The following is a 24,108-nucleotide window of genomic DNA, read 5'->3' as shown; positions in this document are numbered from 1 at the left end:
GAATCCTGGCATGTCCGAGCGGCCGGTTGCGCCGACCGCGCCCGTACTCGTCCTGGAGACCGACACCGGCTCCACCCTGATGAGTCCGAGCCACGACTACCACGTCGGGCGCGACCCGTTGAGCGACATCGTCATCGACGATGCGCGGGTCTCGTGGCACCACGCGGTGCTGCGGCCCGAGGACGGCCACTGGACGCTCCAGGACGAGCACAGCACCAACGGCACCTACGCCGACGGCCGCCGCGTCCACGCCCGGGACGTCGGCCCCGGCAGCGTCATCCGCTTCGGCAGCCCCTCCGACGGCCCCCGCGCCGTCCTCGTGGGCCGCCCCGCCCCCGCCGCCGCGGAGCGTCCCTCGGCCGTCTCGATGCCCGCCCTGACCGGCACCTTCCGGCAACCCACCAGCGTCCGGCCGCTGCCCGCCCGCACGGTCCGCATCGGCCGCGCCGCCGACAACGACCTCGTCGTCGACGACCTGGTCGTCTCCCGCCGCCACGCCGAACTGCACGCCCTGCCCGACGGGACGTACGAGATCGCCGACCTCGGCAGCCACAACGGCACCTACCTCAACGGCCGGCGCGTCACCCGCGCCCCGGTCGGCCAAGGGGACGTCGTCGGCATCGGCCACTCGGCGTTCTGCCTGGTCGGCGACGAGCTCCAGGAATACGTCGACACCGGCGAGGTCTCCCTCGACGTCCAGGACCTCACCGTCACCGTCGACCGGGGCCGCAGGACGCTGCTCGACCACGTGTCCTTCCCGGTGGGGGAGAAGTGCCTGCTCGCGGTGGTCGGCCCGAGCGGCGCCGGGAAGTCCACGCTCCTGGGCGCCCTCACCGGGCAGCGGCCCGCCGACCACGGCACCGTCCTCTACGACGGCCGGGACCTCTACCGCGACTACGCCGAGCTGCGCCAGCGCATCGGCCTGGTCCCGCAGGACGACATCCTGCACGCCCAGCTCACCGTGCGCGCCGCCCTGGACTACGCCGCCGAGCTGCGCTTCCCGCAGGACACCGCCGGAGCCGAACGCCGGGCCCGGGTGGAGGAGGTCATCCGCGAACTCGGCCTGGAGCAGCGGGCCGGGCAGCACGTGCACAGCCTCTCCGGCGGGCAGCGCAAGCGGGTCAGCGTGGCCCTGGAACTGCTGACCAAGCCGTCGCTGCTCTTCCTCGACGAACCGACCTCCGGCCTCGACCCCGGCATGGACCGCTCCGTGATGCACATGCTGCGCGGCCTCGCCGACGACGGCCGGACCGTCATCGTCGTCACGCACAGCGTCCTCAGCCTCGACGTGTGCGACCGGCTCCTCGTCCTCGCCCCCGGCGGCACCGTGGCGTACTACGGGCCGCCCGGGGACGCGCTGTCATTCTTCGGCTTCACCCAGTGGCCGGAGGCGTTCGAGGCGTTCGAAGGCGACCGCGACCGGGACTGGGCGGGGGAGTTCCGGGCCTCGCCCCCGCACCGCCGGTACGTCGCCGACGCCACCGCGCAGCCCAGGCGGCCCCGCACCGGCCCGGTCGTCATCACTCCGCCGCCCCGGCCGCGCGGCCGCGCCGCCCAGTTCGGCACGCTGGTGCGCCGCTACACGGCCGTCCTCGCCGCCGACCGCACGTTTCTCGCCATCATGATCGCCCTGCCGTTCGTGATGGGCGCCATGGCCCGCGCCCTGGCCGGCGGCCGGCTGACGCAGGAGACGGCGATGAACGCGCTGCTGATCCTCTGCGTCGGCGGGGTGCTCACCGGCTCCGCCAACGCCGTACGGGAACTGGTCAAGGAACGCGTGATCTACCAGCGGGAACGGGCCGTGGGCCTGTCCAGATCCGCGTACCTGATGTCCAAGGTGGCGGTGCTCGGCGCGATCACCGTGCTCCAGGCCGTGGTGCTGACCCTGGTCGCCCTCCTGGGCGTCGACCTGAACGCGCCGCGCGGCCGGGGCGTGCTGCTGCCCCCGCTCGTGGAGCTCACGATCGCGGTCGCCCTGCTCGCCTTCACCGCGATGATGCTCGGCCTGCTGGTCTCCGCCCTGGTGCGCAAGGAGGAGGTGACGATGCCGCTGCTGGTGCTGCTCGCCATCGTCCAGGTCGTCTTCTGCGGCGCCCTGCTCCCGCTGCACGGCGTGCCCGGTCTGGAACAGCTGTCCTGGCTGGTGCCCGCCCGGTGGGCACTGGGCGCGATGGCCGGCACGGTCGGGCTGTCCCGGACCGTGCCCGGGGAGCTGACCGCCGATCCGCTGTTCGAGCACGCGGCGGGCGTGTGGCTGCTCGACGTCGGCATGCTGCTCGTGCTGTCGGCCCTCTTCGGCCTCGTGGTCTCCCGGCTGCTGCGCCGGCACGAACCCGCCGTGATGCGGAAGTAGCCACGGCAGTGGACGCGGAAGGAAGACACCGCCCCATGACGACCACGCCCCCCGGCTTCCTGCCCACCCACGTCGTCCCCCCGCACGGCATGCCCGCCTGGGAGACCCCCGACCCCGGCCGGCCCACCGTGGCCCTCGACGCGCTGCTGCCCGTACGGCTGGCCGAGCGGCGCGGCGACTGGGCGCACGTGGTGTGCTCCAACGGCTGGTCGGCCTGGGTGGACGGCCGCCTCCTGGTCGCCGTGCCGCGGGACCCGCCCGCCACCGGCGGCCCGCAGGCCGGCGTCGACGACCCGCGCCCCTTGCTCGACCGCGCCGAACAGGCCCTGGCCCGTTACCGCGCCGCCGTCGAGGACCTCGCGGGCGGCACCCTCGACGGCGAGGCCTTCGGCCACCTCACCCGCGGCCTGCGCGTCGGCGTCGTCGTCGAGGGTGAGTCCGTGTGGCTGTACGACACCGAGCGGGAGCGGTGGGTGTACGCGGACGGCACGCGGCTGAGCCCCTACGCCGCCGCCGACGCCCCCGCCGGGGAACCGGACCACGCCCCCACCCGGGTCGTGACGCCCGACGGCGGCCCGTGATGCCCCGCGACACCAGCCTGTTCGCGGGCCGGCCGGGCGACCTGACCGGGCGGCAGGTCGCCGGCTACCGCATCGAGCAGGAGATCGGCCGCGGCGGCATGGCCGTCGTCTACCGGGCCCGGGACCTGCGCCTGGAGCGCACCGTCGCCCTCAAACTGCTCGCCCCGGAACTCGCCCGCAACGACACCTTCCGCCGCCGCTTCACCCACGAGTCCCGGGCCGCCGCGGCCATCGACCACCCGCACATCGTGCCGGTCTTCGAGGCCGGCGAGACGGACGGCGTGCTGTACATCGCCATGCGGTACGTCCCCGGCAGCGACCTGCGCCACCTCCTGGACCGCGCGGGCCCGCTGCCCTGCGCCACCGCCCTGCGCATCGCCGCGCAGGTCGCCTCCGCGCTGGACGCGGCCCACGAGCACGGGCTGGTCCACCGGGACGTCAAACCCGGCAACGTCCTGGTGGCCCGCGGCACCGACCCCGACCACCCCGAGCACGTGTACCTGACGGACTTCGGCCTCACCAAGAAGTCGCTGTCCCTCACCGGCTTCACCACCGTCGGCCAGTTCGTCGGCACCCTCGACTACGTGGCCCCCGAGCAGATCTCCGGCCGCCCCGTCGACGGCCGCTGCGACGTCTACGCCCTGGCCTGCGTCGTCTACGAGACCCTCGCCGGCCGCCCGCCCTACCGCCGGGACGACGACATGGCCCTGCTGTGGGCCCACCAGTACGACGACCCGCCGCCCCTCACCGCGGCTCGCCCCGACCTCGCCCCGCAGACCGACACCGTCTTCGCCCGCGCCCTGGCCAAACACCCCGACGACCGCCACGACTCCTGCCTCGCCTTCGTCACCGCCCTGCGCGCCGCGGTCCGTGCCGCACCGGACGGTGGCGCGGTGCAGGGGCATCCGCCGACCCGTGTGGTGGAGCTGCGGGGCGAGGCCGGGGCGGAGCGGAGCCCGCAGCCGCCACCGCGCTGGGCCCGGCCGGTGTTCCGGCCCCGGTCCTGAGACGCCCTCACCCCCGGCCCGGACCGCGGGTGCCCCGCCTTCCCCTCCCGGCTCGACGCGCACCCGCGTCCCCCGGGACGCCACCCCCGCCCCTTCCCCGCCCGCTCCGCCGGCCCGCCCACCGCGCGAGCGGCACGCCGAGGAACCCGGCGGCCAGGCCCCACAGCAGCGCCAGGCCGAGCGCGGTCCACAGCCGCGGTCTGAGGAACAGCTCCCCGGACAGGGCACCGCCCAGGTCACCGATACCGGGCACGGAAAGCCCGACATGCACGGAGATCCGGCCGACGAGGCAGACCGTCAGCACCGTGAGCGCGAGCGCGACCGCCAGGTGCACGGCGTGCCGCCGGACCGGTAGCCGGGCAGGTGAGCGGCCCGCCGCCACGACGGCGGCGGTCAGGAGCAGCACCGCGTCGACGGCCACGAGCCACCACACCCGGCCGCCGTGCTCGGCGAGCGTGCGCAGGTTGAGGGCCGAGACGTCCGGCGTGCGCAGCACCTCGTCCAGCACCTGCGGCATCGGCAGCCCGAAAGGCCCCTCCGCCCGGCCGTCCCAGGTGGCACCGAGCCCGAGGGTGAACGCGAGCCACGCCACGTTCGGCAGGCCGAGCAGGAGCACGGCGAAGGTCCCGGCCGGCTGCCCGCGCGTCGCCGCGACCACCAGGCCGGCCACCGCCCCCACGGCGACGCAGGCGAGCAGCAGGACGACCATCGCATGCGCCGCCGGCCGCACCGACGCCTGGAAGCGCAGGAGCCGGCCGGGCAGCGGAGCACCCCGCGACACCAGCAGGGCCAGGACCACCACCCCCGCCAGCCACAGCAGCCCGAAGAGCAGCGTCAGCGGCACGTCGGTGGTGAAACCGACCCGCGGAAGGACGCCGAGGAGCTCGCCGAGCTCGTCCACAGCCCCCTCGCCCGGGGACAGCTCGAAGGAGTGCCGGGCGGTGGACGCCAGGGCGAGCAGGGCGAGCAGCCACAGGACGGCGATCCGTCCCGCCCAGCCCGCCAGTTCCGCCGCCCCCGCGACCGCCCGGTGACGCAGCGGCCGCAGGAAACCCCAGCCGACGGTCAGGGCCCCCACCAGCGTGACGGACAGCGGCATCACGGTCAGGCCGGACTCGGTGCCGACGAGTCCTCCGGCGTCCCCGGAGAACTCCACCGCCCCCCCGACGGCGGTGACCACGGTCGCCGCGACGATCCGGGGGAAGGCACCCCCGGGCAGGTCCGCGGCACCGGCCGCCCACAGCCCGAGCGCGGCGACCGCTCCCGTGGCGGCCAACCCGGCCAGCACGGTGGCGAGGGCCTGCGCCCAGCCGTGGCGGGCCACGGGCGGACCGGAGGGGCTGTGCGCACTCACGCTGCCACGCTAAGCAGCGCCCGCGCGGCGCGCCTGCCGGAAGGCCCGTCCGCGTCGGCCCGGCCGGCTTGCGCCCGTCACCGGAGCGGGACACACAATGAAAGGAACAGGCGGACGTACCGGCACCGGACGGAGGGATCCGCCCGGGTGCCGCGCCGCCGAGGTCTTCGCGGAGGAAGAGCCCCGTGAGCGTTGAACCGCCGTCCTCCGGCCGCCCCACCGGACCGCCCTCGGGCCCGCTGTCGGGCCCCTCCCCGCCGCCGTCCGGACCACCGTCCCCACCGCCGCCGTCCCCGCCCGGCGGCGGGGACGGCGGCGCGCCGCAACCGCGCCGGCCGTGGTGGAGGTCCGCGCCCCGCCTCGCGGTGCTCGCCGCGGTGGTGGTGGCCGCCGTGGTCCTCGCGGTCGTCTTCTCACGGCCCGGCGGCGACGGCCCCGGCGACGGGGGCGGTGGCACCGGGAACAGGAGCGGGGAGGTGTTCCTGCAGGCGGCGGGCAGCACCGGCCCCGACCCCTTCACCAGGTCGACGGCGAAGGACAGCTCCGTCCCGCCGGCGTCCGCCCCGGCGGCGTCCCCGGCCACCGCCTCCGCACCCGCCCACGTGGTCCGCAGCGTCGACGGCGGCGCCCCCGGTTTGTACGGCGGCACCCGCAACGCCTCCAGTTGCGACGTCGAGCGGCAGATCGACGCGCTCGGCGCCGACCCGGCGAAGAACCGGGCGTTCGCCTCGGTCGCCCGCGTCGAACCCTCCGAGGTCCCGGCCCACCTGCGCGGCCTCACCCCCGTCCAGCTGCGCCTGGACACCCGCGTCACCAACCACGGCTACCGCGACGGCAAGGCCGTTCCCTACCAGGCCGTCCTCCAGGCGGGCACGGCCGTGCTCGTCGACGACCGCGGCGTCCCCCGGGTGCGCTGCGCCTGCGGCAACCCGCTGACCGAACCGGTTCCCCAGCCGAGCCCGCCCAGGACGACGGGCGACGCCTGGCCGTCGTACAACCCGTCGAACGTGGTCGTGGTCCAGCCCGCGCCGCGCGACGTCGACGCCTTCGTGCTCTACGACCCCGAACGCGACGAGTGGATCTCGCGCCCGCGCGGCGACACGGGGGACAAGGACCGCCCGACCGCCCCGCCCGCCGAGCGGCCCTCCCCGTCCCCCGGCGTCTCCACGCCCGCGTCACCGCCGACGACCGCCCCGGACCGGCCCTCCCCACCCACGGAGCCGCAGTCGCCGCCGTCCGGCTCCGGGACGACCGCTCCGGGGACGCCCGAGCCCGCAACGCCCGAGCCGGGGACGACCGCTCCGGGAACGACGGCCCCGGGTCCCGGTGAGCCGCAGCCCGGGTCGCCGGCCACCGGGTCCCCGCCCGCCTCCGTCCCGTCCCGGTCGGCGTCCGTGACCGGCGCACCTGTCCCGCCCGCCGCTCCACCGGTCCTGTGACCCTCGCCGGCGGGTCCGCGGCGGGCTCCCGCCCCCGAGTCGTTCCCACCGGCCCCGGCCGGTCGGGTAGCCTGCGCATGCCCGTACGGCCGTGACGATGCCCGCAGCGCGGATGACGGGGACTGCAAAGCCCCGCTCGGGGTATGCGGATCGGTGCAGCAGCGTCCGGCCAGTCCGGCTTCCGAGAGAGAAACGCATGATCGAGCACCTGGACGGGGCAGTGATACCGACTGGTTTCGACGTGCCCGTGGAACCGCTACGGCGGGCGGCGCACTTCACCGGCGAGCCGGGATGCATCGCCGAAGCGCGTTCCTTCGCGTCACTCTTCCTCGACCAGCTCAGGACCGAGTGGTATGCCCCGATCGGCCCGCGGGCCGAGGGCGCGGTCCTCCTGGTGGTGAGCGAACTGGTCACCAACGCCGACCGGCACAGCCGGGGGCCGTACATCCTGGAGCTGGAGGGCACGGACGCCTCGGTGACCGTGGGCGTCTACGACAGCAGCGAGGCCCTGCCCCGGCGCTTCCCACGCGATCCCGAACGCGTCGGCCGGCACGGCCTGGAGATCGTCCACGCGCTGACGGAGTCCGTCACCGTCGAGCGGGTGCCGGTCGGCAAGCGGGTGCGCGCCGTGGTCCCGCTGAACGACGCCTGAGTCCCGGTTCCGGCGACCGTCCGCCCCGACCACCGGGACGCGGGTACCGCCCCACTTCGGTGATGGGGCGGTACCCGCGTCCCGGTGCGCCGTGTCCCTGCGGAGCCTTCAGGCGCAGCCGAGCTCGCCCAGCATGCCTTCGCGCAGCCGGGTGATGATCCGCTTGATCAGCCGGGACACGTGCATCTGGGAGCAGCCGAGCTGTGCGCCGATCTCCGCCTGGGTGGCCTCCTCGACGAACCTCATGTGGATGATCTGGCGGTCGCGCTCGCTGAGTTCGGCCATGAGCGGAGCGAGCGAGTGGAAGTCCTCCACGAGCCGCATCCCCTCCTCCTCCACGCCGATGAAGTCGGCGAGCACGGCCTCGCCGCCCTCGGGGCCGTCCCCGGTGAGCGCGGCGTCCAGCGAGGAGGAGTTGTACCCGTTGGCCGCGATCTGGCCCTCGATCACCTCGTCCTCGCTGATGTTCATCAGCGTGGCGAGCTCGGCGACGGTGGGCTCGCGGTCCAGGCGGCTGGAGAGTTCCTCGCGCGCCTTGGCCAGTTCCACGCGCAGCTCCTGCAGCCGCCGCGGCACGTGCACGGCCCACGTCGTGTCGCGGAAGAACCGCTTGATCTCACCGACGATGTACGGCAGGGCGAACGAGGTGAACTCGACCTCACGCGACAGCTCGAACCGGTCGATCGCCTTGATCAGGCCGATCATGCCGGTCTGGACGATGTCCTCCATGTCGTCCCCGCGGCCGCGGAACCGGCCGGCGGCGAACCGCACGAGCGACATGTTCATCTCGATGAGCGTGTTGCGCGCGTACTGGTACTCGTGCGTGCCCTCTTCGAGTTCCGTCAGGCGCTGGAAGAAATGGCGGGACAGCTCCCGCGCGTCGCGCGGGGCCACGGACCGCGGGTCCACGACCTCCGCCAGCGGACCGTCACCCGTCGTCCCGTTCCCGGTGGTCTTCTCGACGGCCGGTGCGTCCGACCGGGTCACGGCGATGTCGACGGTGTCCATTACCTCTCCCACGAAAGTCACGGTTCGGTCTCCCTGAGTCCTTCCTCGCTGCGGGTACCCAGGTCGAAACAGGGCATGCCCCTCGTGTTGCCGGCCGGCGGAAAATGGGGGACCATTCGCGCGGTAGGACCGGATTGACGGGGGTATGCGACACGCCCTCAGCGTATCGGTGTGACCGACGCCGCACACGTCGGGGTGCCCCCGGCCCGGTTCCCCTCAGGGCGGAACGCCGCGCTCTTCCCCTCCGGCCGGTGATTCCTAGGCTGAGGGAATGAGCAGCCAAGCGCCGAACGAAGCCCGTGTCATTCCTCTGCGCCCTCCGTCCGCGCGCCCGCAGGGCCGCCCCGCCGCGCCCCCGGCCCGTCCGGCCCCCGCGCGGGAACCGCTGTGGCGCGACCTGGTCGGCGACGTCCTGCGGCGCGAACGCCTCGCTCAGGAGCGCACCTTGAAGGACGTGGCGGAGGCGGCCCGGATCTCCGTGCCGTACCTGTCGGAGGTGGAGCGCGGACGCAAGGAGGCGTCGTCGGAGGTCCTGGCGGCCGCCGCCCGGGCCCTCGGGCTGGGCCTGGGCGACCTGCTGGCGCGGGCCCACGGCCGGCTCGGCCGCGCCGCCTCCCGGCACGCGGGTACCGGCCGCGGCACGCCCGGCGCCCGCCACGACGGGCTCTGCCTGGCGGCCTGACGACGGCCGCGGACCGGCCCGGACAAGCCCGTGAACCGGCGCCCCGGCCGACGCCCGGACAAGCCCGTGAACCGGTGCCCGGGCAGCGCGACCGGGGCACCGGCCCGGCATGTCACGTCGTCACGAGGCGTCGCCCGAGCACCTCGTCGGCCAGTCCGTACGCCACGGCCTCGTGCGCGGTGAACACCTTGTCGCGGTCCATGTCCGCGCGCAGCGTCGCCACGTCGTGGTGCGTGTGCCGGGAGAGCACCTCCTCCACCTGGGAGCGGATCCGCACCATCTCCCCGGCGTGGACGGCCAGGTCGGAGATCGTGCCCCGCTGCCCGGCGGTGGCGGGCTGCCCGAGCAGCACCCGCGCGTGCTCCAGCACGAACCGCCGCCCCGGGTCCCCGCCGGCCAGCAGCACGGCCGCCGTGGAGGCCGCCTGCCCGACGCAGAACGTCGAGATGGGCGCCCGTACGAACGTCATCGTGTCGTAGACCGCCATGAGCGAGGTGAACGAGCCCCCGGGCGAGTTGATGTAGATCGCGATCTCGCTCTCCGGCGCCGCCGACTCCAGGTGGAGCAACTGGGCGATGACGGCGTTGGCGACGCCGTCGTCGATCTCGGTGCCGAGGAAGACGATCCGCTCCGACAGCAGCCGGCTGAACACGTCGTAGGACCGCTCGCCCCGCGGGGTGCGCTCGACGACGTTCGGAATCGTGTACGTGCCCATCACTGCAGTCCCATCCGTCGCCGTGCCGCGGCCGGGCGGACGTCCGCGAGGGACTCCACGACCCGGTCCACCATTCCGTACTCCTTGGCCTCCTCGGCCGTGAACCAGCGGTCCCGGTCGCTGTCCCGGGAGATGGTCTGCGGGCTCTGCCCGGTGTGCTCGGCGATGAGCCGTTCGATGGTCCGCTTGATGAACTCCAGGCTCTGCGCCTGGATCTCGATGTCGGCGGTGGTGCCGCCGATGCCCGCCGAGGGCTGGTGCATCATGATCCGCGCGTTCGGCAGGGCGTAGCGCTTGCCGGGCGTGCCCACGCTGAGCAGGAACTGACCCATGCTGGCGGCGAACCCCATGGCGAGCGTCGAGACGTCGTTGGGGATCAGCCGCATCGTGTCGTAGATGGCCAGGCCCGCGTGGACGGAGCCGCCGGGGCTGTTGATGTACAGGCTGATGTCGGTGCGCGGGTCCTCCGCGGACAGGATCAGCAGCTGGGCGCAGACGCGGTTCGCGGAGACCTCGTCGACCTGGGTGCCCAGCAGGATGATGCGCCGGCCGAGGAGTTGCGCGGCCAGGTGGTCGTCGAACCGCGTCGGAGGGGTGTCGCCCTCCTCCGCCCGAGGCGGCAGGGCCGGTTCGGGGCCGGCGGTCAGTGGAGACATCGGCGCTCCTTGTCGAGTCGTCGAGCGGGTGTACGCGGCCGGTGTGCGCCGCGGTCCCCACTGTCGGTCCCGGACCGCCCCGGGCGGAGGTTTCTCTGCCCGGGGCAGATTCGCCACGGGCGGAGCGGCCGGGGCGGGCCGGCTCACGCCTTTGTCCCGCGTCCGCCGGAGGAACGCCCGCACGTCACCGCCGGCCGACGGACGGGCCCGGCCCCTGCGGTCGGCTCGAGGACAAGTACGGCGTCTTTTGGCAGGTCGTGCCGGAGCGGCCGATCGAGACGGTCGGCGGCCCGGACCGGGAGAGGGCGGCCCGCGCCGCCCGGGCCACGAGGGCGATGGGGCGAGCCGGACATCGCGGCCCCGGAACAGGCGTACGGGGGCGGGTGGCCCCGCGTCGGCGGCGGGTGAGGGGACCGGGCCGGGATCCGCCGTCCTGACCGGCCATGGCATGATCGGGCGCATGCGTGAACGTGTGGTGGCCGCGTGCGACGGCGCTTCGAAGGGGAACCCCGGCCCGGCGGCGTGGGCCTGGGTCGTCGCCGACGACTCCCGGACCCCGGCCCGCTGGGAGGCGGGGCCGCTGGGCAGGGCCACCAACAACGTGGCCGAGCTGACGGCCCTGGAGCGCCTGCTGGCGGCGACCGACCCCGGCGTACCGCTGGAGGTCCGCATGGACTCGCAGTACGCCATGAAGGCGGTCACCACCTGGCTGCCGGGCTGGAAGCGCAACGGCTGGAAGACGGCCGCCGGCAAGCCGGTCGCCAACCGGGAGCTGGTCGTGCGCATCGACGAGCTGCTGGAGGGCCGCTCGGTCGAGTTCCGCTACGTGCCCGCCCACCAGGTCGACGGCGACCCGCTCAACGACTTCGCCGACCGTGCCGCCAGCCAGGCCGCCACCGCCCAGGAACCCGCGGGCAGCGAGCTGGGCTCGCCCGAGCCGCCGCCCGCGCCCGACGTCCCCGTCAAGGCGCCGCGCCGCCGGCCCGGCGGCTCCCGGCAGCGGGCCGGCGGCGCGGCCGGCGGGAGCTCCCCGCGCACGATCAAGGCGAAGTTCCCCGGCCGTTGCGTGTGCGGGCGGTCGTACGCGGCCGGAGAGCCGATCACCAAGAACGCGCAGGGCTGGGGCCATCCGCAGTGCCGGGCGGAAGCGGCCGGATAAAGCCTGCCGTCCCCCTCCCGCTCACCCCGCGACGGCGGGCCCCAGGTCCGCGCCGTACCCCGGCCGACGGCCGACACGGCCGTGCCCGGGCCCCTGGCACCCCGGAGGGTGCGGGGCCCGGGCAGCCGGAGCCGGGCGGGAGTCGCGCCGCCGCCCCCGCGGTCAGACGACCGTGCCGCGCCAGCCGCCGGTCTCCTGGCCGCGCTCCTCGATGAAGTGCTTGAAGCGCTCCAGGTCGCCCTTGGCCTGCCGCTTCACGAACCCGAGCTTGTCGCCGACCTTCTCGGTGAGGCTGTCCGGATGGAAGTCCATCTGGAGCATCACCTTGGTGTGGTCGGCGTCGAGGCGGTGGAAGGTGACCACACCCGCCTGCTTGGTCTCGCCCGACACCGTGGTCCAGGCGACTCGCTCGTCCGGGATCTGTTCGGTGATCTCCGCGTCGAACTCCTTGTGGACGCCGTCCACGTTCGTCACCCAGTGCGTGAGCGTGTCGGTGCGCTGCTCGATGCGCTCCACACCGCTCATGAACTCGGGAAACGTCTCGAACTGCGTCCACTGGTTGTACGCGGTGTGCACGGGGACGCCGACCTCGATGGATTCCTCGACCTGCGACATGGCGGTCGCCTCCTTCGTCTCTTTTCTTCGGTTCGTTCGCGCGAGTACCCGTGACCTGCGAAGGAAACCATCGGTCCGGTCATCGTCCGGTACCGGGGCCCGGAACCGGACGACCCGGCCGATCTTCCGGACACGAGTTGACACACCGTCAGCCAGACCGTGGACGGCACCCGGTGCGCTGTTACTCTGCGGGGTGAATTGATCGCTTTGCGTACTTTCAGGGGTGTATGTGAAGGTTGCCTGCGTCGGCGGCGGGCCCGCCGGCCTGTATCTGTCGATCCTGCTGAAGCGGCAGGACCCGTCCCACGACGTCACCGTCTACGAGCGCAACCCGGAGGGCTCCACCTACGGCTGGGGCGTGACCTACTGGCGCGGACTGCTCGACCGGCTGCACGAACACGACCCGCGGACGGCGCGCGCCGTCGAGGAACACTCCGTGCGGTGGAGCGAGGGGGTCGCCCACGTACGCGGCCTGACGACCCGCCACCACGGGGACGAGGGCTTCGGCATCGGCCGGCACCGGCTGCTGGAGATCCTCGCCGCACGGGCCCGGTCGCTCGGCGTGCGGCTGGAGTTCGAGCACGAGATCACCGGCACGGACCTGCCCGCCGCCGACCTCGTCGTGGCGGCCGACGGGGTGCGCAGCGCGCTGCGCACCCGCTGGGCCGGCCACTTCGGCACCGAGGTCCGGGCCGGCCGCAACCCCTACATCTGGCTCGGCACCACCAAGGTCTTCGACTCCTTCACCTTCGCCTTCCGGGAGACCCGCCACGGCTGGATCTGGTTCTACGGCTACGGCTACAGCCCCGAGCGCAGCACCTGCGTCGTGGAATGCGCCCCCGAGACCTGGACCGGTCTCGGCCTGGACCGGGCGGGGGAGGCGGACGGCCAGGCCCTGCTGGCGGACCTCTTCGCCGACGTGCTCGACGGCCACCCCCTGACCGGCCGCTCCGCCACCGGCGGCAGCGCCCCGTGGCTGACCTTCCGCACCCTCACCAACCGCACCTGGTTCCGCGACAACCTGGTGCTGCTCGGCGACGCCGCCCACACCACCCACTACTCCGTCGGCGCCGGCACCACCCTCGCCCTGGAGGACGCCATCGCCCTGGCCCGCGCCCTGCGCGAGCACGCCGCCCTCCCGCAGGCCCTCGCCCGGTACGAACGCGAACGCGTCCGGGCCCTGCTGCCGGTGCAGAGCGCGGCCCGCTACAGCGCCCGGTGGTACGAGAACCTGCCGCGCTACATCGACCTGCCCCCGGAGCAGATGTTCGCCCTGCTCGGCCAGCGCCACTCGCCCCTGCTGCCGTACGTCCCGCCACAGCTGTACTACCGCATCGACCGGGCGGCCGGGCAACTGGTGACACTGCGCCGGTTCAAGCGCTGGCTGGGGCCGAGGGTCGCCAGGACCGTGCACGCGAGGGCGCTGGCCGTCCGCAGGTAGCGGCGGGTACGGGGCCGGCCGGGACACCGGTGCCGGCGCGCCGCGCGACCGGGCCGGATGTCAGACTTCCGCCATGGAAGAGCGCACATTCACACGATCCGGTCAGCACGCGTCCGTGGTCGGCCTCGGCACCTGGCAGCTGGGAGCCGACTGGGGCGACGTCGACGACAAGGAGGCCCTGGCGGTACTGGAGGCGGCGGTCGAGTCGGGGGTGACCTTCTTCGACACGGCCGACGTCTACGGCGACGGACGCAGCGAGGAGACCATCGCCGCGTTCCTGCGCGGCAGGCCCGACCTGCGCGTGCTGGTCGCCACGAAGATGGGCCGCCGGGTCGAGCAGATCCCGCAGAACTACGTCCTGGACAACTTCCGCGCCTGGAACGACCGCTCCCGCCGCAACCTCGGCGTCGACCGCATCGACCTCGTCCAGCTGCACTGCCCGCCGACGCCCGTCTACTCCACGGACGAGGTGTTCGACGCCCTCGACACCCTGGTCGAGGAGGGGCGCGTCGCCGCGTACGGCGTCAGCGTGGAGACCTGCGCGGAGGCGCTCACCGCGATCGCCCGGCCGAACGTGGCGAGCGTCCAGATCATCGTCAACCCGTTCCGGATGAAGCCGCTGCGCGAGGTCCTCCCCGCGGCCCGGGAGGCGGGCGTCGGCATCATCGCGCGCGTGCCCCTCGCCTCCGGCCTGCTGTCCGGCAAGTACACCAAGGACACGGTCTTCGCCCCCGACGACCACCGCACCTTCAACCGGCACGGGGAGGCCTTCGACCAGGGCGAGACCTTCTCCGGCGTCGACTTCGCCACCGGGGTCGAGGCCGCCGCCGAGTTCGCCGCGCTCGCCCCGCAGGGATACACCCCGGCCCAGCTCGCCCTGCGCTGGATCATCGAGCAGCCGGGCGTGACCACCGTGATCCCCGGCGCCCGCTCACCGGAGCAGGCCCGCGCCAACGCGGCCGCCGCCACCCTGCCCGAGCTGCCGCGGGAGACGTTCACCGCGATCCGCGACCTGTACGAGCGGCGGATCAAGGACCAGGTGGAGAACCGCTGGTAGAGCCCCCTCGGGGCGAGCCCGGCAACCCCGCCCTACGGCACCAGGAGCAGTTGCCTCTCCTGCTCCTGGTCGCCGGAGGAGGCGCCCTCCTCACGGGTGGAGAAGGCGCGGGTCAACGTCTCGCTCGCCGCCGCGACGGCCTGGGGGCTGCCCTGCACGGTGACCGTCACCGGCGCGGACAGCCGCCCGGCGGCCACCGACGGTGCCGGGGCCGCCTCCGGCGCGGCGGAGGCGCGGAAGGTGGCCGTACGGACCGTCGCCCGTTCGTCGGCCGGAAGGTCGTCCGGCGCGCCGAACACCCCCTCCAGCGCGCGCACCACCGCCCGCGCGTCGTCGATGCCGCCGCCGCTGAGCGTCACGGTGAGCTGCGTATCGGACATCCTGGTACGACCTCCTCGGCCTCGGGGCGTCTTGCGCGGTCCGTGTAACCACCGGGTGATCGCTCAAACGGCACCCGGGCCCGCCGGCCCGACAGGGCGTCCGGGCACGGGGAACCCGGGAGGGCGGACGGAGGTCCGGGCCGACGGGCATCCAGGCCGTCAGGCCACGGCAACCGGGAGGACACCGTGTCGGACACGGCAGCGGGCGACGGCAGGCGCAGGGGCCGCAACGAGACCGAGGAGGAACGCGCCGACCGGATGTGGCAGGAGCTCATCCAGGAGGTCCGGGTCGCGCAGATGGGCGTGCAGATCCTCTTCGGCTTCCTGCTCACCGTCGTCTTCACGCCGGGGTACGACGATCTGGCGGACACGGACCGCCGCATCTACATCGTGACGGTCCTCCTCGGCGCCGCCGCGACCGGCGCCCTGATCGGGCCGGTCTCCCTGCACCGCCTGGTCTCCGGGCGGCGCGTCAAACCCCAGGCCGTACGGTGGGCCTCCCGGCTGACTCTGCTGGGCCTCGTACTGCTGCTGGCGACCACGACCGCCTCGCTGCTGCTGATCCTGCGTGTGGCGACCGACGACGGCTTCGTGCCGTGGCTGGTCGCGGGCGTGGTCGCCTGGTACCTGCTGTGCTGGTTCGCCCTCCCGCTGTGGACCCGGCACCGGTACACCTCCCGTCCGCCCCGCCCGGACGGGAGCCGGGACGGCAGGCCGGGACCGTAGCACCGGCCGCCGACCGCCGCGTGTGCGCTGCGGGGCGACGACCGGCCCCGGAGCGGGGCGGCTCAGCCCTCGGCCATGACCTCGGCCAGGAAGTCGTCCACCCGCACCTCCTCCCGCCCGGGCGGGACGATCCGGTGGGTCTCCCGCAGGAAGGCCGCGATCGCCGGCGCCCACACATGGACCACGGCGTGGTGGCGGCCCCCGTCGGGCCGAGGGTCGCCGAGGAACTCCATGCGCAGTTCCTCCCAACTGCCGGTCGAGGCCGGCCCCAGCCGCACGTCGCCCACGCCGACCGCACGCGACAACCCTTCGGCGAGCATGTCCCGGTCCAGCGTCCACCGCGCCAGGACACGGCCGTCGTGGCTGAACAGGAAGGTGACGGCGAACGGGTCGGCGGCGTCGTAGCCGAGGTGGGCGAGCACGGGGCAGCGCTCCGTGTCACCCGCCTGGAGCTGCACCACCAGGGTCGTGTGCGTGAAGGACTTCACGAAAGGGCCTCCGAGGAGTCCGAGGGGAACGGACGTAGGGCCCTCTAGTACCCCGTCCTCGCCCGTCATGCCCGGCCGCACGGGTGACCGCCCTTCCCGGCCCGTGCCGGCGGACGGGGCCGGACGGGTCAGCCCAGGGCGTCGCGCAGTGCCGGCAGCAGGGTCTTCTCCGCCCAGTCCAGGAACGCCGGCTGCGTCTCCCCGCCGATCTGCACCAGCGCGATCTGGGTGAACCCGGCCTGCGCGTACGGGCGCACCGCCTCCACGAAGGCGTCCGGGTCGGCACCGCAGGGGATCGACCCGGCCACGTCGTCGGGCGTGACGAACCGGGTCGCCTGCTCGAAGGAATCCGGGTGCGGCAGCTCGGAGTTGACCTTCCAGCCGTTGCCGAACCAGCGGAACTGGGCGTGCGCCCGCTCGATCGCCGCGTCCCGGTCGGGGTCGTAGCTCACCGGGAGCTGCCCCACGCGCGGCTTGCCCGCGCCGCCGTGCCGGTCGAAGGCCTCCAGCAGCCCTGCCTCGGGCTCGGTCGCGATCACCAGGTCGCCCAGCCGCCCCGCGAGGGCGCAGGAACGCTTCCCGGAGACGGCGATGCCGATGGGCGGCGGGCTGTCCGGGACGTCCCACAGCCGGGCCGACTCCACGTCGAAGTGCGTGCCGCGACGGGTGACGTGGCCGCCCCCGAACAGTGCCCGGATGATCTCGACGGCCTCCTCCAGCATCTCGTGCCGCACGTCGACCGAGGGCCAGCCGCCGCCCACGACGTGCTCGTTGAGGTTCTCGCCGGAACCCAGCCCCAGCCGGAACCGCCCCTCGGACAGCAGCTGCAGCGTCGCCGCCTTCTGCGCCACGACCGCCGGGTGGTACCGGAACGTCGGGCACGTCACGTACGTCATCAGCGGGATGCGCGAGGTCGCCTGCGCCGCCGCGCCCAGCACGCTCCACGCGTAGGGCGAGTGGCCCTGGGAGCGCAGCCACGGGAAGTAGTGGTCCGAGGTGACCGAGAAGTCGAAACCCGCCTCTTCGGCCCGCACCACATGGTCGACGAGCTCACGGGGGCCGGCCTGCTCGGTCATCATCGTGTATCCGATTCGTACCATGATGGCCGGGTTCCCGGGGCGTACGGGTGAAACCGGGCGGACGGCACGGCGGCGCGGGCGCCGGGCCCGGACGCGGAGGCGGGGAATCAGCGCAGCCCGAAGCGGTCCGACCACGCCCTCACGTCGGCGGTCGTCGCGTTGCCCCCGCACACCACCAGCCCGATCCGGGCACCGTCCCCGACCCGCTCCACCACCCGCCGGGCGGCGGGCAGGAGGCACCCGGCGGCCGGCTCGGTCCACACCTTCGCGTGCTCGGCGAGGTCGAGGACGCCGCGCACGGCCTCCCGGTCCGGCACCACGAGCACCTCGGTGACCAGGGCGCGGACGTGGTCGTAGGTGAGCTGGGACACGGCGGGCGCGCTGAGCGTGGAGACGATCGACGACAGTGCCACCGGCACCGGGCCGCCCGCCGCCAGCGCCCGCGACATCGCCTCGGCGCCCCCGGTCTCCACCCCCCAGACCCGTACGCCGGGCCGGCGTGCCCGCAGCGCCGCCGCGACCCCGGCGATCAGCCCGCCGCCCCCGACGCTGACGAGTACGTCGGTCAGGTCACCGGCGTCATCGGCGAACTCCAGTCCCACGGTGCCCTGCCCGGCGATCACCGCCGGGTCGTCGAAGGGGTGCACCGGGGTCAGCCCTTCCTCCCGCAGCCGCTCCGCCAGCGCGAAGGCCTCGGCCATGCCGTCGGTCAGCCGCACCGCCGCGCCGGCGCCCTCGGCGACCTCCACGGCACGGGCGGGCGCCGAGCGCGGCATGACCACCGTGGCCTTCACGTCCAGGGCCGCCGCCATGACCGCCAGGGCGATCCCGTGGTTGCCGCCGCTGACCGCCACGACTCCGGCGGCCCGCTCGGCCCCATCCAGCGACAGCAGCTTCGCCGCCGCGCCGCGCACCTTGAACGAGCCGGTGCGCTGGAGCAGTTCCAGTTTCGCCGTCACCGGTGCGCCGAGCAGCGCGGACAGTCCGGGGCTCGGCACGGCCGGGGTGCGCACCACGTGCCCGGCGATCCGCTCGGCGGCGGCTTCGATCTCGCTGATCCCGATCAAGGCGGTCATCCCCTCCGGTGCGGGCGGAGATCCGCACCGCCTGGCACCCTCCCCCGGCACCGGCCGAAGGTCAACTCCCTTCCGGGACCGGCCCGGCGGACCTCGCCGGCCGCGGGCCGGGTGCTCAGTGCTGCTGCGCCTTCGGCGGTGCCGCCTCGCTGGGCCGGACGACGACGTGCCCCTGCCCCCGGAGCATCAGCTGCACTGCCTCGCCCGAGCCGCCGCGCAGCATCGAGCCGAGGGACTGCGAGCGGTGCAGGGAGGTCTCCAGGCCCGCCGTCCAGCCGACGACCGCGTCCGTGTCGACGTACACCGGGTCCTGCGGCGCGACGGGGATCACCAGCGGATTGCCGTCGCACACCAGGCCCAGCCGGCCGTGTCCGGTGAAGACGCTGTTGAACAGGCCGCCACCGGCGATGCCGGCGCCCTTGACGGTCGCGATGCGGTACGACAGCGACGCGTCGAAGCACAGGACGTTGCGGCCGTTGACGGTGAACTCGTCCCCCGGGTCGACGTCGACGACGAAGCAGTTCTGCGCCTCGTGCGCGAACCAGGCCTCGCCCCGGCCGCGCACCGCCATCAGCGGCAGCCCCTCCCCGGTCACGGCGCGCTTGAGCATGCCGCCCACGCCCTGGCCCTTGCGCTCGAACCGCAGGTCGCCGCGGTAGGCGACCATCGCGCCCTGCCGGGCGAACATCTCGCCGTCCACGGTGTACCGGATGCACTTGGCGTTCTGGACCGTCATGCCCGGCGCGGCGGCCGGCTGCACCATGTGCTCACTGGAAAAGAGATCGCCCTTCATGGGGGCATCCTGTCGCGGACGGCCCCCTTCCGCCAAGATCGCCCCTCGTGCGGCAGCCGTCCGCTCCCCTCCGGCCGCCGCGCCCGTCCGCGGGGCTTCCCGCCCGCGGCCGGGTGGTGGGTGCGCCGGCCGGACGGTGACCGGGCCGGCCGGCGCCGGCGGCTGGACCCCGGCGTCCCGGCCACGGCCGGCGCGACGGCCGCCGCGGCGGCGCTCCGCCCCCTGGTACGGGAACGGGCGCCGGGCGCCGCCCGGCCCGTCGGAGCCGGCTGACGGGCCGGGCGGCGACCCGGGGCGGGATGCGGTGTCCGCGCGCCGCGGGCTCATTCCTCCGTCGGCCGCAGCGTCCCCCGCGCCCTGGGCAGGACGTTGCGGACGTAGTCCTCGACGGCGGCGTCCAGGCCGACGTCGCGCTGGGCCCGCTCCGACAGGAACCAGCGGTGCTCCAGCAGTTCGTGGTAGATCTCGGCCGGGTCCATCGCGCCGCGCAGTTCCCGCGGCACCGCCCGCACGGTGGGCCGGAACACCTCACGCATCCAGCGGTGGGCGAGGACCTCGGGGCGGGCGCCGTGCAGGTCCCCCCGGCCCGCGCGAGGCCGGGAGCCCGGGGGAGGACCGCCGGGGGAGTGGTCGTCCTGGGTGGCCATCCAGGACTCCAGGTCGTTCAGCAGCCGCCGGGCCTGGTTCTCCTCGGCGTCCAGACCGGTCAGGCGCAGCAGTTGCCGCTGGTGGTGGCCCGCGTCGACGACCTTGGGGACGAAGGTGACCGTGTCGCCGTCCGAGGCGTGCTCGATCTGCATCTCCGCGACGTCGAAACCGAGGTCGTTGAGCCGTCGGATGCGGCGTTCCATGTAGTGGTACTCGCCCGCCGGGTAGACCGAGGTGCGGGTCAGCTCCTCCCACAGGCCGCGGTAGCGGGCGCAGATCTCGGTGCCGAACTCGACCGGGTCCACCGAGGGGTGCAGCGCGCCGGACGCCTCCAGGTCGAGCAGCTCACCGCTGATGTTCACCCGGGCCAGATCGAGGTCGTACGCGCGCTGCCCGGGGCTCAGCCGCGGGTGCAGCTCGCCGGTCTCGGCGTCGACGAGGTAGGCGGCGTAGGCGCCCGCGTCGCGCCGGAAGAGCGTGTTGGACAGGGAGCAGTCGCCCCAGGCGAACCCGGCCAGGTGCAGCCGCACCAGCAGCACGGCGAGGGCGTCCATCAGGCGGTGCATGGTGGCCGGGCGCAGGGTGGTCTCGAACATCGCCCGGTAGGGCATCGAGCCGCCCAGGTGCCGGGTGACCAGGACCGGTTCGAGCGGTTCGCCGGTGGTGCCGGTGCGTCCGGTGACCACGGCCAGCGGGTCCACGGCGGGGATGCCCAACCGGTCCAGGTCGCGCAGGAGTTCGTACTCGCGCAGCGCGGGCCGCCGGGCGAGCTCCTTGACGGCGATCACCTCGGTGCCCGCGCGGGCGTAGCGGACGACGTGGCGGGAGATGCCGCGCGGCAGCGGCACCAGGTACTCCTCCGGCCACTCCTCCAGGGGAAGCCGCCAGGGAAGTTCGAGCAGGACCGCGGGGTGCTCCGGATTGGTGGCGCTGATCTGCAAGGCCATGCCCCGACTCTAGAGCGCCCGTTCGCGGGCCAGTCGTGCCGCCGCCCCCACCGGGCCGTGGTGGGCGGGACCGTGGCCGGGCAGCAGGACGTCGCCGCCGAGGCCGGCGAGGACGTCCAGGGAGGCCACTGCCCCGGCGCGTTCGTGGTCGAACATGGCGGGCAGCAGTTGCGGTCCCCGCAACCGGGACGTGGGGTGACCGCTCACCAGGGCGTCACCGGAGACCACCACCCCGGCGTGCGGCAGGTGGTAGGCGCAGTGGCCGCGGGTGTGCCCGGGGGTGTGCACCGGCACGGGGCGGCCGGGCAGGTCCAGTGCGCCGGTCCGGGGGAAGGGACGCGGGTCGGCCACGGGGTTGCGGGCCGTGCCGCCGGAACGCACCGCGTGCACCGCCCAGGGCAGCACGCCCGGCCGCCAGCCGTTGCGCAGGACCCGCCCGGGGGACACCTGGTGCAGGAACTCCCGGCGCGCGTGGGGGACTTCGGCCTCGTGCAGGAGGACGGGCGTGCCGTGAGCGGCGCGCAGGTACTCGGCGGAGCCCAGGTGGTCGTTGTGGGCGTGCGTGATCAGCACGGCCGTCACCGCCTCGGGGGAGGCGCCCACCGCCGCGAGCGAGCCGAGCAACCGCTGCCGGTCCCCGGGGTAACCGGTGTCGATCAGCGTCACCGCGTCCCCCTCCGTGAGGATCACCCAGTTGGTGTTGCTGCCGTGCACCAGGTAGGTGCCGTCGGCGACTTGCCGCACGTCCGCCCGCATCGCTCTTCCCCTGTCCCGAGAACCGCTGTCGACCGGACAGCCAAGCAGAAGCGGGCCGCCGCGTCCGCCGCGCACGCCGTACGGGGGCGGTGGCGGGGCGCGGGGCGCGCTCCCGGGACCGTCCCTCGCGCACCGCTTCATGGGCCGGGACGGCTCGGGTGCCGCCTGCTTGCGCCCCGCCGCCGAGCCGTTCCGGTACACCGCCGTATCGGATACATTTCTCGCAGCCGGCGGACCGGACCCGGACGTTTCCGCCGCCGTCCGACGCGTCGCCGAGGCCCTGCTCCCGAACCGGTACCGGCCGCCGGCGAGGACGGACTTCCCGGCGCACGCCGCCCGCGACCCGGACGTGGCCCGGTCCCCGCCGGAGCAGCGGGCGCGCCCGCGCCGGGCGAGCGCGGACCGGCCGGCCCGCGCGCACCACCGGGCCCCGCGGCCCGTCGCGGGCGGCGACCACGTCGCGGTCGCCGGCTACGGCGGGGTCGCCCCCGGCTGCCGCCGGACCGGGGCGCCGAGCACGCCCGCGCCCGGCCGAAGCAGCCGCTCACCACACTGCTCACCGGTGGCGGCACCGCACTTGCCGCGCCCGGCGGCGGACGACGCACCACAGCACCACGGCACGGACCGGCCGCCGTACACCGCGGCGGACGCGGAGACGAGGGACGAGGAAAGGGACGGTCGCCATGGACGCCGACGTCATCGTCGTCGGGGCGGGACTGGCGGGCCTGGTCGCGGCCCACGAACTGACCCGCCGGGGCCGCCGGGTCGCGCTCGTCGACCAGGAGAACGCCGCCAACCTCGGCGGGCAGGCCCACTGGTCGTTCGGCGGGCTGTTCCTCGTCGGCAGCCCCGAGCAGCGGCGCCTGGGCGTCGCGGACTCCTTCGACCTGGCCTGGAACGACTGGCAGGGCAGCGCCGGGTTCGACCGCCTCGCGGACGAGGACTCCTGGGCGGTGCGCTGGGCACGCGCGTACGTCGAGTTCGCGGCGGGGGAGAAGCGGTCCTGGCTGGACGGGCACGGCATCACCTTCCTGCCCACCGTCGGCTGGGCCGAGCGCGGCGACCTCACCGCCCACGGGCACGGCAACTCCGTGCCCCGCTTCCACATCGCCTGGGGGACCGGCACCGGGGTCGTGGAACCGTTCGTCCGCTACGCCCGGCAGGCCGCGCGGGACGGACTGCTCACCTTCCGCCACCGCCACCGGGTCGACGAGCTCGTCGTCGAGGGCGGCTCCGTACGCGGGGTGCGCGGCACGGTCCTGGCCGAGGACGCCGCGCCCCGGGGCGCGGCCTCCAACCGCGACCCGGTCGGCGAGTTCGAGCTCACCGCGCAGGCCGTCGTCCTCACCACCGGCGGCATCGGCGCCGACCACGACCTCGTCCGCCGCCACTGGCCCGCACGGCTCGGCACACCCCCGAAGGAGATGGTCACGGGCGTCCCCGCCTACGTCGACGGGCGGATGCTCGACATCAGCGCCCGGGCGGGCGTCCGCCTGGTCAACCGCGACCGCATGTGGCACTACACCGAGGGCCTGCGCAACTGGGACCCGATCTGGCCCGGCCACGGCATCCGCATCCTGCCCGGACCGTCCCCGATGTGGTTCGACGCCCTCGGCCGCCGCCTGCCCGACCCGTGCCTGCCCGGCTACGACACCCTCGGCACCCTCAGGCACCTGCGCACCACCGAGGACATCGCCGGGTACGACCACTCCTGGTTCATCCTCACCCGGAAGATCATCGAGAAGGAGTTCGCCCTGTCGGGCTCCGAGCAGAACCCCGACATCACCGCCAAGGACCGCGGCGCGTTCCTGCGCGAACGCGTCCTCGGCAAGGGGGCGCCGGGACCGGTGGCCGCGTTCGTGCGCCACGGCGCCGACTTCGTGACCGCGGCCACGCTCGAACGGCTCGTCGACCGGATGAACGGGCTGACCGACGAGCCGCTCCTCGACGCCGCGCGGATCCGCCGCCAGATCGAGGCCCGCGACCTGCAGCTGGCCAACCCCTACGGCAAGGACGCCCAGATCCAGGGCATCCGCAACGCCCGCCGCTACCCGGGCGACCGCCTCGGCCGCGTGGCCACGCCGCACCGCATCCTCGACCCGGCGGCGGGGCCCCTGATCGGCGTCAAGCTGCACATCCTCACCCGCAAGACCCTCGGGGGCATCCAGACCGACCTCGACTCCCGGGCCCTCGGGACCGACGGCGCACCCGTGGAGGGCCTGTACGCGGCCGGAGAGGTCGCCGGCTTCGGCGGCGGTGGTGTGCACGGCTACAACGCCCTGGAGGGCACCTTCCTCGGCGGCTGCCTGTTCTCCGGGCGGGCGGCCGGGCGGGCCGCGGCCCGGCAGACCGCCTGATCCCGGTGGCCGGCGTGCCCGCGTCCGGCGTGCCCGCGTCCGGCGTGCCCACGTCCATCCTGCGTGTCCGCGTCCGGCGTGCCCGCTCCCGGTGAACCCGTCTCCCCCCTCCCCGCCGAGGAAGCGGGCCGGCACGGCC

The 24,108-nt window shown here is 74.6% G+C and carries 23 protein-coding genes; 11 read left to right on the top strand and 12 right to left on the bottom strand.

Annotation, left to right across the window (positions count from 1 at the left end; genetic code table 11):
• The first annotated feature begins 10 nt into the window (after positions 1-10).
• Genes ACSU6Z_RS01730 through ACSU6Z_RS01720 form a run of 3 tightly spaced genes read left to right on the top strand, consistent with a single transcriptional unit; the run spans position 11 to position 3,941 of the window.
• Positions 11-2,353: an FHA domain-containing protein gene (locus ACSU6Z_RS01730; protein ID WP_437042148.1), complete on the top strand. Its 2,343-nt coding sequence runs from the start codon at positions 11-13 to the stop codon at positions 2,351-2,353.
• 35 nt (positions 2,354-2,388) lie between these two features.
• Positions 2,389-2,934, top strand: coding sequence for a hypothetical protein (locus tag ACSU6Z_RS01725; protein WP_437042146.1), 546 nt, complete (start codon positions 2,389-2,391; stop codon positions 2,932-2,934).
• Entirely contained in the window at positions 2,934-3,941 is a 1,008-nt protein-coding gene (locus ACSU6Z_RS01720) for a serine/threonine-protein kinase (protein WP_437042144.1), read from the top strand. The genes ACSU6Z_RS01725 and ACSU6Z_RS01720 overlap by 1 nt, the downstream gene beginning before the upstream one ends.
• A 7-nt stretch (positions 3,942-3,948) precedes the next feature.
• Here ACSU6Z_RS01720 and ACSU6Z_RS01715 read toward each other — a convergent pair whose 3' ends face one another.
• Positions 3,949-5,295, bottom strand: coding sequence for a streptophobe family protein (locus ACSU6Z_RS01715; RefSeq protein WP_437042142.1), 1,347 nt, complete (start codon positions 5,293-5,295; stop codon positions 3,949-3,951).
• A gap of 185 nt (positions 5,296-5,480) precedes the next feature.
• Between ACSU6Z_RS01715 and ACSU6Z_RS01710 the strand changes: the two genes are divergently transcribed.
• Positions 5,481-6,734, top strand: coding sequence for a DUF6777 domain-containing protein (locus ACSU6Z_RS01710; protein WP_437042140.1), 1,254 nt, complete (start codon positions 5,481-5,483; stop codon positions 6,732-6,734).
• Between the two features lie 196 nt (positions 6,735-6,930).
• Positions 6,931-7,386 (top strand): ATP-binding protein, encoded by a 456-nt coding sequence (locus ACSU6Z_RS01705; protein WP_437042138.1) that lies wholly within the window; start codon positions 6,931-6,933, stop codon positions 7,384-7,386.
• Between the two features lie 108 nt (positions 7,387-7,494).
• Here ACSU6Z_RS01705 and ACSU6Z_RS01700 read toward each other — a convergent pair whose 3' ends face one another.
• The gene (locus tag ACSU6Z_RS01700) at positions 7,495-8,394 is read right to left on the bottom strand and encodes an RNA polymerase sigma factor SigF (protein WP_437050145.1); all 900 of its coding nucleotides are present in this window, start codon (positions 8,392-8,394) and stop codon (positions 7,495-7,497) included.
• A 271-nt stretch (positions 8,395-8,665) separates the two neighbouring features.
• Between ACSU6Z_RS01700 and ACSU6Z_RS01695 the strand changes: the two genes are divergently transcribed.
• Positions 8,666-9,076 (top strand): helix-turn-helix domain-containing protein, encoded by a 411-nt coding sequence (locus ACSU6Z_RS01695; protein ID WP_437042136.1) that lies wholly within the window; start codon positions 8,666-8,668, stop codon positions 9,074-9,076.
• Positions 9,077-9,188: 112 nt separating this feature from the next.
• Here the strand turns inward: ACSU6Z_RS01695 and ACSU6Z_RS01690 are convergent, their stop codons facing one another.
• Together ACSU6Z_RS01690 and ACSU6Z_RS01685 are read right to left on the bottom strand one after the other, a co-directional pair.
• The gene (locus ACSU6Z_RS01690) at positions 9,189-9,791 is read right to left on the bottom strand and encodes a ClpP family protease (protein WP_437042135.1); all 603 of its coding nucleotides are present in this window, start codon (positions 9,789-9,791) and stop codon (positions 9,189-9,191) included.
• Entirely contained in the window at positions 9,791-10,447 is a 657-nt protein-coding gene (locus tag ACSU6Z_RS01685; protein ID WP_437042134.1) for an ATP-dependent Clp protease proteolytic subunit, read from the bottom strand. The genes ACSU6Z_RS01690 and ACSU6Z_RS01685 overlap by 1 nt, the downstream gene beginning before the upstream one ends.
• 448 nt (positions 10,448-10,895) lie before the next feature.
• On the opposite strand from ACSU6Z_RS01685, the gene ACSU6Z_RS01680 reads away from it, so the two are divergent.
• Entirely contained in the window at positions 10,896-11,606 is a 711-nt protein-coding gene (locus ACSU6Z_RS01680; protein ID WP_437042132.1) for a ribonuclease H family protein, read from the top strand.
• A 162-nt stretch (positions 11,607-11,768) separates the two neighbouring features.
• Here the strand turns inward: ACSU6Z_RS01680 and ACSU6Z_RS01675 are convergent, their stop codons facing one another.
• A complete protein-coding gene (locus ACSU6Z_RS01675) occupies positions 11,769-12,221 on the bottom strand; it encodes an SRPBCC family protein (RefSeq protein ID WP_437042130.1) in 453 nt (150 codons plus the stop codon).
• 223 nt (positions 12,222-12,444) lie between these two features.
• Here ACSU6Z_RS01675 and ACSU6Z_RS01670 point away from each other — a divergent pair, with 223 nt between their 5' ends.
• Positions 12,445-13,662: an FAD-dependent monooxygenase gene (locus tag ACSU6Z_RS01670; RefSeq protein WP_437042129.1), complete on the top strand. Its 1,218-nt coding sequence runs from the start codon at positions 12,445-12,447 to the stop codon at positions 13,660-13,662.
• Between the two features lie 73 nt (positions 13,663-13,735).
• Positions 13,736-14,719 (top strand): aldo/keto reductase, encoded by a 984-nt coding sequence (locus ACSU6Z_RS01665; protein ID WP_437042127.1) that lies wholly within the window; start codon positions 13,736-13,738, stop codon positions 14,717-14,719.
• A gap of 32 nt (positions 14,720-14,751) precedes the next feature.
• On the opposite strand, the gene ACSU6Z_RS01660 is transcribed toward ACSU6Z_RS01665, so the two are convergent.
• Positions 14,752-15,099 carry a hypothetical protein gene (locus ACSU6Z_RS01660; protein WP_437042125.1) on the bottom strand — a complete coding sequence of 116 codons (348 nt, stop codon included), beginning with the start codon at positions 15,097-15,099 and terminating at the stop codon, positions 14,752-14,754.
• A gap of 186 nt (positions 15,100-15,285) precedes the next feature.
• On the opposite strand from ACSU6Z_RS01660, the gene ACSU6Z_RS01655 reads away from it, so the two are divergent.
• Complete coding sequence (locus ACSU6Z_RS01655) at positions 15,286-15,825, top strand: DUF6328 family protein (RefSeq protein WP_437042123.1); 540 nt, start codon at positions 15,286-15,288, stop codon at positions 15,823-15,825.
• Between the two features lie 62 nt (positions 15,826-15,887).
• Here ACSU6Z_RS01655 and ACSU6Z_RS01650 read toward each other — a convergent pair whose 3' ends face one another.
• From ACSU6Z_RS01650 to ACSU6Z_RS01625, 6 genes are all read right to left on the bottom strand, one after another.
• A complete protein-coding gene (locus ACSU6Z_RS01650; RefSeq protein WP_437042121.1) occupies positions 15,888-16,313 on the bottom strand; it encodes an SsgA family sporulation/cell division regulator in 426 nt (141 codons plus the stop codon).
• Positions 16,314-16,441: 128 nt separating this feature from the next.
• Positions 16,442-17,413 carry an LLM class F420-dependent oxidoreductase gene (locus tag ACSU6Z_RS01645; RefSeq protein ID WP_437042119.1) on the bottom strand — a complete coding sequence of 324 codons (972 nt, stop codon included), beginning with the start codon at positions 17,411-17,413 and terminating at the stop codon, positions 16,442-16,444.
• Between the two features lie 86 nt (positions 17,414-17,499).
• Entirely contained in the window at positions 17,500-18,459 is a 960-nt protein-coding gene (locus ACSU6Z_RS01640) for a threonine/serine dehydratase (protein ID WP_437050143.1), read from the bottom strand.
• A gap of 124 nt (positions 18,460-18,583) precedes the next feature.
• Positions 18,584-19,261 (bottom strand): AIM24 family protein, encoded by a 678-nt coding sequence (locus ACSU6Z_RS01635; RefSeq protein ID WP_437042118.1) that lies wholly within the window; start codon positions 19,259-19,261, stop codon positions 18,584-18,586.
• Positions 19,262-19,584: 323 nt separating this feature from the next.
• The gene (locus ACSU6Z_RS01630) at positions 19,585-20,856 is read right to left on the bottom strand and encodes a DUF4032 domain-containing protein (RefSeq protein WP_437042116.1); all 1,272 of its coding nucleotides are present in this window, start codon (positions 20,854-20,856) and stop codon (positions 19,585-19,587) included.
• A 9-nt stretch (positions 20,857-20,865) separates the two neighbouring features.
• Positions 20,866-21,612, bottom strand: coding sequence for an MBL fold metallo-hydrolase (locus ACSU6Z_RS01625; protein WP_437042114.1), 747 nt, complete (start codon positions 21,610-21,612; stop codon positions 20,866-20,868).
• 683 nt (positions 21,613-22,295) lie between these two features.
• Here ACSU6Z_RS01625 and ACSU6Z_RS01620 point away from each other — a divergent pair.
• Complete coding sequence (locus ACSU6Z_RS01620) at positions 22,296-23,969, top strand: FAD-binding dehydrogenase (RefSeq protein ID WP_437042112.1); 1,674 nt, start codon at positions 22,296-22,298, stop codon at positions 23,967-23,969.
• The last annotated feature ends 139 nt before the right edge of the window (positions 23,970-24,108 follow it).

This window comes from Streptomyces sp. enrichment culture (assembly GCF_964273145.1).
Taxonomy (GTDB): domain Bacteria; phylum Actinomycetota; class Actinomycetes; order Streptomycetales; family Streptomycetaceae; genus Streptomyces.
The sequence above is the reverse complement of the archived record's forward strand: the minus strand, read 5'-3'. Positions and strand labels throughout refer to the sequence as shown.

What these genes read in the sequence shown, in the direction of transcription:
- ACSU6Z_RS01700 (WP_437050145.1), bottom strand. Translation starts at nt 8,394, where the DNA reads ATGGACACCGTCGACATCGCCGTGACCCGGTCGGACGCACCGGCCGTC.
- ACSU6Z_RS01645 (WP_437042119.1), bottom strand. Translation starts at nt 17,413, where the DNA reads ATGGTACGAATCGGATACACGATGATGACCGAGCAGGCCGGCCCCCGT.
- ACSU6Z_RS01635 (WP_437042118.1), bottom strand. Translation starts at nt 19,261, where the DNA reads ATGAAGGGCGATCTCTTTTCCAGTGAGCACATGGTGCAGCCGGCCGCC.
- ACSU6Z_RS01660 (WP_437042125.1), bottom strand. Translation starts at nt 15,099, where the DNA reads ATGTCCGATACGCAGCTCACCGTGACGCTCAGCGGCGGCGGCATCGAC.
- ACSU6Z_RS01665 (WP_437042127.1), top strand. Translation starts at nt 13,736, where the DNA reads ATGGAAGAGCGCACATTCACACGATCCGGTCAGCACGCGTCCGTGGTC.
- ACSU6Z_RS01675 (WP_437042130.1), bottom strand. Translation starts at nt 12,221, where the DNA reads ATGTCGCAGGTCGAGGAATCCATCGAGGTCGGCGTCCCCGTGCACACC.
- ACSU6Z_RS01620 (WP_437042112.1), top strand. Translation starts at nt 22,296, where the DNA reads ATGGACGCCGACGTCATCGTCGTCGGGGCGGGACTGGCGGGCCTGGTC.
- ACSU6Z_RS01725 (WP_437042146.1), top strand. Translation starts at nt 2,389, where the DNA reads ATGACGACCACGCCCCCCGGCTTCCTGCCCACCCACGTCGTCCCCCCG.
- ACSU6Z_RS01695 (WP_437042136.1), top strand. Translation starts at nt 8,666, where the DNA reads ATGAGCAGCCAAGCGCCGAACGAAGCCCGTGTCATTCCTCTGCGCCCT.
- ACSU6Z_RS01680 (WP_437042132.1), top strand. Translation starts at nt 10,896, where the DNA reads ATGATCGGGCGCATGCGTGAACGTGTGGTGGCCGCGTGCGACGGCGCT.
- ACSU6Z_RS01730 (WP_437042148.1), top strand. Translation starts at nt 11, where the DNA reads ATGTCCGAGCGGCCGGTTGCGCCGACCGCGCCCGTACTCGTCCTGGAG.
- ACSU6Z_RS01720 (WP_437042144.1), top strand. Translation starts at nt 2,934, where the DNA reads ATGCCCCGCGACACCAGCCTGTTCGCGGGCCGGCCGGGCGACCTGACC.
- ACSU6Z_RS01630 (WP_437042116.1), bottom strand. Translation starts at nt 20,856, where the DNA reads ATGGCCTTGCAGATCAGCGCCACCAATCCGGAGCACCCCGCGGTCCTG.
- ACSU6Z_RS01690 (WP_437042135.1), bottom strand. Translation starts at nt 9,791, where the DNA reads ATGGGCACGTACACGATTCCGAACGTCGTCGAGCGCACCCCGCGGGGC.
- ACSU6Z_RS01685 (WP_437042134.1), bottom strand. Translation starts at nt 10,447, where the DNA reads ATGTCTCCACTGACCGCCGGCCCCGAACCGGCCCTGCCGCCTCGGGCG.
- ACSU6Z_RS01625 (WP_437042114.1), bottom strand. Translation starts at nt 21,612, where the DNA reads ATGCGGGCGGACGTGCGGCAAGTCGCCGACGGCACCTACCTGGTGCAC.
- ACSU6Z_RS01705 (WP_437042138.1), top strand. Translation starts at nt 6,931, where the DNA reads ATGATCGAGCACCTGGACGGGGCAGTGATACCGACTGGTTTCGACGTG.